Annotated in this window: 8 protein-coding genes and 1 rRNA gene; 7 read left to right on the forward strand and 2 right to left on the reverse strand. The window is 68.4% G+C overall.

The window, feature by feature from the left end; all coding sequences use genetic code 11:
- The first annotated feature begins 219 nt into the window (after positions 1-219).
- The 4 genes from E1161_RS25305 (at position 220) to E1161_RS25320 (ending at position 4,868) form a co-directional block, all read left to right on the forward strand.
- Positions 220-1,719 carry a PucR family transcriptional regulator gene (locus E1161_RS25305; RefSeq protein ID WP_132627246.1) on the forward strand — a complete coding sequence of 500 codons (1,500 nt, stop codon included), beginning with the start codon at positions 220-222 and terminating at the stop codon, positions 1,717-1,719.
- Between the two features lie 263 nt (positions 1,720-1,982).
- Entirely contained in the window at positions 1,983-3,206 is a 1,224-nt protein-coding gene (locus E1161_RS25310; protein ID WP_132627247.1) for a type III PLP-dependent enzyme, read from the forward strand.
- A 79-nt stretch (positions 3,207-3,285) separates the two neighbouring features.
- On the forward strand, positions 3,286-3,678 hold the full coding sequence (gene speD / locus E1161_RS25315) for an adenosylmethionine decarboxylase (protein ID WP_132627248.1): 393 nt from the start codon (positions 3,286-3,288) through the stop codon (positions 3,676-3,678).
- A gap of 317 nt (positions 3,679-3,995) precedes the next feature.
- Entirely contained in the window at positions 3,996-4,868 is an 873-nt protein-coding gene (locus E1161_RS25320) for a spermidine synthase (RefSeq protein WP_132627249.1), read from the forward strand.
- Positions 4,869-4,957: 89 nt separating this feature from the next.
- On the opposite strand, the gene E1161_RS25325 is transcribed toward E1161_RS25320, so the two are convergent.
- Entirely contained in the window at positions 4,958-6,124 is a 1,167-nt protein-coding gene (locus E1161_RS25325) for a hypothetical protein (RefSeq protein WP_235875297.1), read from the reverse strand.
- Between the two features lie 9 nt (positions 6,125-6,133).
- Here E1161_RS25325 and rbsK point away from each other — a divergent pair, with 9 nt between their 5' ends.
- Positions 6,134-7,033, forward strand: a complete 900-nt coding sequence (rbsK, locus tag E1161_RS25330) for a ribokinase (RefSeq protein ID WP_132627251.1) — start codon at positions 6,134-6,136, stop codon at positions 7,031-7,033.
- 124 nt (positions 7,034-7,157) lie between these two features.
- Here rbsK and E1161_RS25335 read toward each other — a convergent pair whose 3' ends face one another.
- The gene (locus E1161_RS25335) at positions 7,158-7,502 is read right to left on the reverse strand and encodes a histone-like nucleoid-structuring protein Lsr2 (RefSeq protein ID WP_132627252.1); all 345 of its coding nucleotides are present in this window, start codon (positions 7,500-7,502) and stop codon (positions 7,158-7,160) included.
- 360 nt (positions 7,503-7,862) lie between these two features.
- Between E1161_RS25335 and E1161_RS25340 the strand changes: the two genes are divergently transcribed.
- Entirely contained in the window at positions 7,863-8,324 is a 462-nt protein-coding gene (locus E1161_RS25340; RefSeq protein ID WP_132627253.1) for an Lsr2 dimerization domain-containing protein, read from the forward strand.
- Between the two features lie 989 nt (positions 8,325-9,313).
- A 16S ribosomal RNA gene (locus E1161_RS25350) occupies positions 9,314-9,397 on the forward strand; the annotation flags it as partial.

Below are 9,397 nucleotides of genomic sequence, written 5' to 3' on the forward strand. Positions count from 1 at the left end.
GACCGGCCGGTGCGCTGATGTGGCCCAGTACACATTCGTCGAGCAGCCCCTGGCTAGCGGGCGATGCACCGAAAATGACCACCCCCTGAACGGGTGCGGTTGTACGTTCCTACAAAGGTGTGAACCCACTCGGTTGGCGCGGTGTTGCGGGTGAGGAGGACCTTCGGCGGAGACCCATCGTTGGGGTGGGTGTGAGAAGAGGCTGACGGAGGAGCGAGGGTGCGCCTGCGGGATCTGCTCGCCGATGACGAGCTCGGCCTGGTGCTGCTCAACGACGCGGATGCGCTGGAGCGGCCGGTTCGCGGCGTCTACATCACCGACCTCATCGACCCCCGCCGCTACCTGACCGGCGGCGAGCTGGTCCTCAGCGGTCTCGTCTGGCACGGCGGGCCGGAGGATTCCGAGCAGTTCGTCAGGGCCATCGTCGACGCCGGAGTCGCCGGTCTCGCCGCCGGTACGGCGCGGCTCGGCCACGCCCCACCCGACCTGGTGGCGGCCTGCCGCGAGCACGGGCTGCCCGCGTTCGAGGTGCCGATCACGGTCAGCTTCAACGCCCTCGCCGAACGCATCCAGTGGCGCGCAGCCCCTCGCCGCGAGCTGATCTCGGCGGTCGCCGCCGGAGCCGATCTCGACCGGGTGCTGCGGATGGCCGCAGACGACCTCGGAGCCGACTGCTGGGTCCTCTCGGCCGCCGGCTGGGTCGTCGGCGGTACCACCGAACTCCCCGAGCGGAGCCGCCGAGGCGCTCTCACCGAGTTCACCCGCGGCAGGTTGCCGCGCACCTGGCGCGCGGCCGAACCGCACGTGCTGTGGCCAGTCGAAACCGGCGCCGAACCGACCGCGGCCCAGTGGTTCGCGCTGATCAGCGGCGACCTCGTGGAGTGGGACGAACACCGCCAAGCCGTCGCCACCGACCTGGGCACCGTCGTCGCGCTGGTGCGGGCCCGCGTCGATGAGGCCCGCCGCATCGCCGGCCGCTCCGTCGAAGCCGCGCTGCGCAGGCTCCTCGACGGCAGCTCCTCACCGACCGAGGTCGCCGCTCGGCTCGAAACCGCCGGGCTCCCGGCCGACGAACCGCTGCGCGCCGTGGCGATGAGCGTCGGCGCCCCCGCCGAATCCACGACGCTGCTCCGCGAGATCGCGGCGGCCACCGGGATGGCCTCGGTGACCGCCCCGCTCGGCGACGGCGCCGTCGCGCTGTTCGTCGACGACCCCGAACACCTCGCTGACCTGGAGCACCAGCTCCGACGCATCGTCGCCGACGCCGAAGCCGGGCTGGGGGAGCGGCGGCTGGCGATGGGCATCAGCGACATCACCGCCGCCACCGCGCTGCGCGGCGCGCTCGACGAGGCCGCCTACGCTCGCAGGCTCGCCGAGCAGCGCCGCGGACGCGCCGAGGTCGCCGCCGCTGCGGAACTCGCCTCGCACGAGGTGCTGCTCGCCTCCGCGCCCGACGAACTGCGCCGCTCCTACCGGGACCGGCTGCTCTCCGCCATCGTCGACTACGACGCCGCGCACGGCTCCGAACTCGTCCGGACGCTGCGCGTGTTCCTGGACAACAACGGTTCCTGGTCGCGCTGCGCACAACTGCTGCACGTGCACGTCAACACCCTGCGTTACCGCGTCCAGCGGGTCGAGGAGCTCACCGGGCGCGACCTCTCCGACTTCGGTGCCCGCGTGGACTTCTACCTCGCACTCCGCATGGCCCCCGACGCCTAGAGCCGTCAGGCTAGCGACGAAGTCGCTCCCTCCGCCCACCACCTGAGCACCTCGCACCGCCGCTCAGGTACCGCTACCGGCACGAGGGCCGCGGACAGCAGGCACAGGTCAGTGCGTGTGCTCACAAAGTCGGGTGCGGTTCGAAATCTGCCGTTGATGGCGGTACCGTGCTTGGTCGCAGTTGCGGTCGCCGAGCGCCCGGTCGAAGGGCAGCGAAGACGCGGCGAGGAACCCACCCACCCCCCGAGACGGAGGTAACGGGATTGACCGATCTGTCCGCCACCACCGGCGTGACGGACCGCCCGAGCGGCACCGCGCAGGAACCCGGGCGGGGCAACGGGAATCCGGATCCGATCCGACGATTCCTGGATCAGCAGAACCCCGAAACCCCTTGCCTGGTCATGGATCTGGCGCAGGTGCGAGACCGCTACCGGCAACTGCGCACCGCGCTGCCGGACGCGCGCATCTGCTACGCGGTCAAGGCCAATCCCACTCCTGAGGTCGTCGGCGAACTCATCGCCGAGGGCGCCTCGTTCGACGTCGCCAGTCCAGGTGAGATCGAGTTGTGCCTGGCCAAGGGCGCGGCACCAGAGTCGATCTCCTACGGCAACACCATCAAGAAACGTCGCGACATCGCCCGCGCCCACGAGCAGGGCGTGCGGCTGTTCGCCACCGACAGCGACGCCGACCTGGCCAACATCGCCGAGGTCGCACCGGGTTCGCAGGTGTTCTGCCGCGTGTTGGTCGACAACGCCGGCTCGAAGACCCCCTTCGGCCGCAAGTTCGGCTGCACCCCGCAGCAGGCCGCGGAACTGCTGGTCCGCGCCGCGGATTTGGGCCTCGACCCCTGCGGCGTGTCGTTCCACATCGGATCGCAGCAGCTGGACCCGGCCGCCTACCGGCACGGCATCGACGCCGCCGCCGGTGTGTTCGCCGACTGCGCCGCGCGCGGAGTGCGACCGCGCATGGTCAACCTCGGCGGGGGTTTGCCCGCCGGATACACCGAGACCGCGCCGCCGCTGGCCGACTACGTCACGGCCATCGAGCAGGCGCTGGAACACGCGTTCGGTCCGCAGCGGCCGGACCTGCTCATCGAGCCCGGACGGTTCGTCGTCGGCGACGCCGGCGTGCTGCGCAGCGAGGTCGTGCTGGTCACCGACTCCTGCGACGGGCAACGGCGTTGGGTGTACCTCGACATCGGGCGCTACAACGGCCTCGCCGAGACCGAGGGCGAGGCCATCACCTACCGGTTGCGCACCTCGCGCGACGGTGACCAGGAAGGTCCGGTCGTGCTGGCCGGGCCCACTTGCGATGGTGACGACGTGCTCTACCAGCGGACCCACTACGAGTTGCCGCGCACACTGCGCGGCGGCGACTGGGTGGACCTGCTGGCGGCGGGCGCGTACACCGCGAGCTATTCATCGGTGGGTTTCAACGGGTTCACCCCGCTGCCCACCTATTGCGTCGATGGCGATCAGCGGCCGTGATCTGCTGCGGCGGCACGTCCTCCGCGGCGGTGCGAGAAGCGAGACGCGGCGAATCTGCGAAATGATGGGAGGTCGATAGATGTCCGTTGACACCGGAGCACAGGTCGGTCTGTTCACCGGAAGGCACGTCCTGGCAGAGCTGGAGGGCGTTGAACCGGAACTGCTGGACGACGAGCAGTACCTGCGAGAAGTCCTGCACAACGCGCTCAGCGAGTCGGACGCCACGGTGTGCCAGATGATCGCCAAGCGGTTCGATCCGCAAGGCGTCACGGTGTTGGCGCTGCTGTCGGAGTCCCACGCCTCGCTGCACACGTACCCGGAGGACGGCTCGATCTTCATCGACGTGTTCACCTGCGGGCACACCGCGAAGCCGGAGTTGGCCGTGGAGCTGCTCGCCGAAGCCCTCCAACCGGCGACGAAGAACGTGCAGACGATCCAACGAGGGCACGACTACGCCGAACTGGTCTGCTGAGCGTTCGACGGGTTCGAAACCCGGCTGCGTGGCGGTGCGGGTGGCAGGACCTGAGCGGCTCAGTGGACTGCGGGCGCCAATCCCGATGTCTTCCGCTCACCCCAGGGGGTGGGCATCGGCGTCGCGGCGTGCTCGCCACGAAGCCGCTGGGGGTGCGGGTTGCTCAGGTGGGCGGAGCGAAAGCAGCTCCGCCGCTTGCCAGGCGTCCGCAGTTGGACGTGGGCGGGGAACGGTCTACTTTCGCGTGTCGGCGGGCCCGCCACGGGAGCCGGCGGGATGCTTGGCACAAATCGATGGGGAAATCAGGAGGAACACCGTTGATCGAACTCGACGGGCACCGGTGGATCAAGGAGCCGATGGGCGCCGACCTGCAGCGCCTGTGGCGGGTGGACGACGTGCTGTGGGAGGGCGACACCCCCTACCAGCACGTGGTGATCGCGCGGACCGCGCAAGGCGTCTCGCTGTTCTGCGACGACGACCGCCAGAGCACCGAGTTCTCCCAGCTGGTCTACCACGAGGCCATGATGGTGCCGGCGTTCCTGCTGGCCGCGCAGGTGGAGCGGGTGCTGATCATCGGGTCGAGCGAGGGCGTGGCCAGCCAGATGGCCGTTGCTGCCGGCGCGACCCGGGTGGATCACGTCGACATCGACGAGCTGTGCGTGCGCAAGTGCGCGGAGCACTTGCCCTACGGCTACACCCCGGAGGAGCTGGCTGCCGCCGAGAAGGGCGAAGGCCCGGTCACGATCCACTTCGCGGATGGGTGGAGCTTCCTGGACGCGGCCCCGCCGGAGGGCTACGACATCGTCGTGGTCGACCTGCCCGACGAGCGCGCTGACGACGCCGACGGTCAGCACAACCGGCTCTACGGCCTGGAGTTCATCCAGCGCTGCCAGTCGGTGCTCTCCGCAGGTGGTGTGGTGGCCTTCCAAGGCGGCTGCCCGACGGTGTGGCGCAACGAGACGCTGATCCGCGCATACAACCGGTTCCAGTCGGCGTTCGAGACGGTCTCCTACTTCGGTTCCGACGAGCACGAGTGGGCGTTCCTGTTCGGCCGGGTCGAGCCGATCGACGACCCGATAAACCTCATGCTCGAAGCGCTACCGAGCAGCGCTTACGAGCCCGAGACGATCGACGACGCGTCGCTGATCGGCGCCACGGTCCCCCCGATCTCGGTGCGGAACCAGTCCTGACCCCACCAGGCCCCTGACCAGGGGTCTCGGGTTCGCCTGGCCTGTCCGCGCTCCCGTGCGAGTGCGGACAGGCGGCAGAACCGCTCGGCCTAGGGGGCGTCGAGGTAGGGGTGGAAGTTCATCGCTCCGCCGCGCGGGAGGAACCACTGGTCGAAGGCGAGGCCTTGCGTGTGCAGCTCGGCTTCGAGCTTGGCGGCCCGCTCCACGACCTCCGGCTCGGCCTCCCCCGCCAGCGGCACGTCGATCTCGTAGAGCTCGTGGTGCTCCAGGCCGCCGAACGCCGCGTCCGCGAAGTTCTCGAACACCGGCTCGCTGTCGTCCCAGGCCATGAGCTCCGCGGCTTCCAGGACCACCCGCGCCTCGTTGATCATCAGCCGCAGCGCGAGCGCTTCGGCGACACTGCGGGGCGAGGTCCACACCGGTTCGGTGAGCCGGACGGCCACGGCCGCCGAGGCCAGCACGAACGCACGGGCGAAGAACGCGTCGTAGCGCTTGTCGTAGCAGGGCGGTAGCTCTTCGAGCACCAGCAGCCCGACGGCGTCGGCGACGGTCGCGTTGTTGACCGCAAGAGCGAGCTCGTCGTAGAAGATCTCGTCGGTCACCACCCGCACCGCGTGCACCAGGGCTCCCGCGGCCAACGCCGCCTGCTCGCCCTCGGCGCCGAAGACCCCGGTGTGGAAGGCCCGCAGCCTGGGCGCGAGTTCGGTGAGCCGGTGCTTCCAGTGCGCGGCGTCCATCGCGGGCTCACCGGAGGAGTCCAGGGCCTCCTCGATGGCGGCCTGCAGCGCGTCGTCGGCGTCGACGTCGTCCGCGGCGGCCAGCCGCTCGTTGAACTCGTCCTCGGTGATGCGCACCGCCGACTCGGCGACGGACCAGCCGATCAGCAGCTCGGTCTCCACGATGAGCTCGTCGAGGACCGAGGCCGCGCCCTCCTCCGCCGCCTGCAGCGACGGCGCGTCCAGCGCGAGCAGCACGCTCACACCCGCCGGGTGCACGGTGATGCGGTAGTCGAGCACGTCGATCTCGGACTCCTCCGGCCCGCTGACCCCCTCGACCATGGCGAGGTGGCGGTCGAGCACGGCCGCGACCCCTTCTTGCTGCAGCGGGTCCAGCTCGACCACCTGGGCAGGTGGTGCCAGTTCTGCCGTCACCGCGTAGTCCACCGCGTATCGCCCTCTCCTCGACTGCTGGACGGCATGGTACGACGTCCCCTTGCCGGTGACCCGTCCAGCAGGCGGGGTGTCGGACTCGGCCATGATGGTCCGGTGACGACGAGCGTGGTGGTCTTCGGCAGTTGCAACATGGACCTGGTGGCCTACGTGCCGGTCGCGCCCAAGCAGGGCGAGACGGTGACCGGCCGCGAGTTCCGCACGGTTCCCGGTGGCAAGGGCGCCAACCAGGCGATCGCCGCTGCGAAGGCGGGTGCGGACGCGCGCATGATCGGCGCGGTCGGCGGCGACGAGTTCGGGGCCGAGATCCACCGGGTCCTCCGAGAATCCACTGTGGACACCCAGGGTCTGCGAACTGTGTCCGGCCGCAGCGGAACGGCGCACATCGTGGTCGACGACCGCGGTGACAACTCGATCGTCGTCGTCCCGTCGGCCAACGGAACCGTGGACGCGCTCGCCGACGGCGACGAGGAGATCATCGCCGGTTCGGACAGCCTCCTGCTGCAACTGGAGATCCCGCAGGCCGGAGTGGCCGCAGCGGCGGCGGCGGGCAAGCGCAACGGCGTGCGGGTCGTGCTCACCCCCGCGCCGGCGGCCCCGCTGCCCGAGGAACTGCTGCACGACGTGGACCTGCTCGTGCCCAACGAGCACGAGGCGGCCGTGCTGACCGGCCACGACGACCCCGAGCGCGCCCTGACGGCGCTGCTGGAGCTGGTTCCCGAGGTGGTGATCACCCTCGGCGCTCGGGGCTGCGTCTACGGCAGCAGCGAGGGCTCGCGCCACGAGGTCCCGGCGTTCGATGTCCAGGCGGTGGACACCACGGCGGCCGGCGACACCTTCGTCGGTGTCCTCAGCGCCGCGCTGGGCGAGGGCGAAGAGGTCCCGGCGGCACTGCGCAGGGCGGCGGCGGGGTCGGCACTGTCCGTGCAGCGCAATGGCGCGACGAGCGCGATGCCCACTCGGGATGAAATCATCCGCTTCATGGCGAACTGGTAGTCGTAAGCCTCGATTGCGCGTTACCGACGACCACCACCAGCGGTCATTGCCGGGTAATGCGCGGAACTGCAGCGGGAGGGCCGGAAATGTCCGAAGCCAAATCCGGCCGCCCGTGCCCGGCTGTTCACCGAGCGTTGTCGTAAGCCTCGACGATCTCAGCCGGAATGCGACCCCGGTCGGAAACCTGCATGCCCTGTTCCCGAGCCCATTCCCGAATGGCCTGGTTGCGTTCCCGGTCGGCCTGCGTCGGCGCGCCCGAGGGCTTGCCAGGCTTGTTGCCAGACCGCTTGCGGCCACCGGTCTTACGTGCGTTGGCCACGAAGGAAGCCAGCGCGTCCCGCAGTTTCGCGGCGTTGTCGACGGACAGGTCGATTTGGTAGTTCACCCCGTCCAAGGCGAACTCGACGGTGCTGTCGGCTTGCGAGCCGTCGACATCGTCGACCAGCTGCACGGTGACTTTCTGCGCCACGGTTAAACCTCGATTCCGGCTCGAATCCAGTCTCTGCGCGCACATGCCCGCGCGACTAAGAGCGAGCGAACAATAAACGATCGCCGGAAGAATGTTCCACCCGGTCTCGAAATTCAGCCGCTGCTCGGATTACCTTGGGCTCATAACCGGCGCATCCGGTTACCGACCGTTAGTCGGCGGTGGGCGGGGCGCGGCGGCGGACGTCCGGCGGGCCGAGCGGTTTCCGGCCGACCGGGCTCCTGTTCTATGGTTGAGTGCGAGACATCTGCTAAGTGTCGTGCTACAACGTGGTCAGGACCAGCAGTAGTCTTACCTGGAAGTCGCGGATCGAGACGGGGCGCGTTCCCGAGACAGGTGATCATGGCCGAGCGGATTCAGGTTGATCTCGTCGATGACATCGACGGGTCGCCAGCCAAGCACACCGTCACTTTCGCGCTGGATGGCGTGAGCTACGAAATCGACCTGAACGACGGCAACGCTCAAGCGCTGCGTTCTGTGCTCGACCGCTACATCAAGGCAGCTCGCGCGCCCAAACCCGCGGCTCCTCGCAGCACGAAGCAGCAGGAGCGCGAAGAGGAGCAGGCGCGTCAGGCCAACAAGCAGCTGACCGAGCAGATTCGCGGTGCCGCCCAGCGCACCCGCGAGGCCTTGAAGAAGCCCGAAGCGGCGGACGCCGGGAAGGCTCCTGAGGAGGGTGCCGAGCCGGAGCCGGTCGTCGCGAAGGAATCGGAGCTGGTTCCCGCCAAGGAGACCAAGCCCGAGCCCGCCGGCGCCGAGGCTCCGGCGGTGTCGCTGCCTCTGTTCTCCTCCGCCGTCGACTAGAACCCGCGCGACGACCGCAGCAAAAACCGCACCGGACATCTGCGCTTGATCCGGTGCGGTCCTGAGATCTCGGGTGTTGTTCAGTCCGCCGCGCGGTGCCTGCGCGGACGCGCGCGGGTGCCCGTCGCGCGCGTCTCCTTCGCCGGGGCTGAGTCCGCTCCATCGGTGAGCGCGGCCGCGAACTCCGGTGGAGCGCTCGGGCCCCAGTTGCGATCCTCGGGATCAGCAAGAGTGTTGCGCAGCTCGGTGTATATCGGAGTCGAGTCCAACTGCTACCCCCGTTCTGACAAGTCGTCGGCAGGCTACCCGCGGAATGGGGCAGTACCCGCTCCCAAGGCCAACTACCACCCGATGGTGGATGGCGCACTACGCCTGCCGTCCACGGCCCGTTCACGCCGGGGACCCCTGGGAGCGATCTCTGACCTGCGGTTTCACCCTTAGGAGGGGGGTGGTGTTCACGGCGTTTTTCGGGGTGCGTAAAGTATTCCAAGTCAGAGCGACACGGGCCGGGAAAACCGGGCCGGGCCTGACGGGGCCCCGAGAACCTCGCTAAACCCTCGTGGTGTTAGTGTGGTGGGGCCCGGGAAAAACGCGTAAGACCTTTTGATAATGTGAATACCGATTGAGCGGTTGTTTCGCTTGATGTTGCCGGGTACGGGGCTTGCTTGAAGGTCACGGAATGGCGACGGACGAGAATGAGACCCCCGGTTTGACCGAGGAAATCAGGATGGTCTAGAGTGGGAAACACCGCGAGAGCGGGAATCACCGAGGAAATGACTCCCCGGAGTGCGCGGCCCTGATGATGGGGTTGTGGCGATGGTGTGGGTGTGTTCTTTGAGAACTCAACAGTGGACTGTTTTGGTTAGTGTTCTTTTATGCCCCTGACCAGTGATGCGAGTGATCGTGTTGGTGGTTGGTGGTTTCTTTGAGTATCACGCTCCGATCCTTTATGGTTGTTGAGCGTGTGCTGGGATTGTTTCAACAAGGCATTGTTGGAGAGTTTGATCCTGGCTCAGGACGAACGCTGGCGGCGTGCTTAACACATGCAAGTCGAACGATGAAGCCGCTTCGGT

Origin of the sequence: Saccharopolyspora aridisoli (assembly GCF_004348445.1) — a bacterium.
Taxonomy (GTDB): Bacteria; Actinomycetota; Actinomycetes; order Mycobacteriales; family Pseudonocardiaceae; genus Saccharopolyspora; species Saccharopolyspora aridisoli.

What these genes read in the sequence shown, in the direction of transcription:
- E1161_RS25325 (WP_235875297.1), bottom strand. Translation starts at nt 6,124, where the DNA reads ATGGCCGAGTCCGACACCCCGCCTGCTGGACGGGTCACCGGCAAGGGG.
- speD (WP_132627248.1), top strand. Translation starts at nt 3,286, where the DNA reads ATGTCCGTTGACACCGGAGCACAGGTCGGTCTGTTCACCGGAAGGCAC.
- E1161_RS25340 (WP_132627253.1), top strand. Translation starts at nt 7,863, where the DNA reads ATGGCCGAGCGGATTCAGGTTGATCTCGTCGATGACATCGACGGGTCG.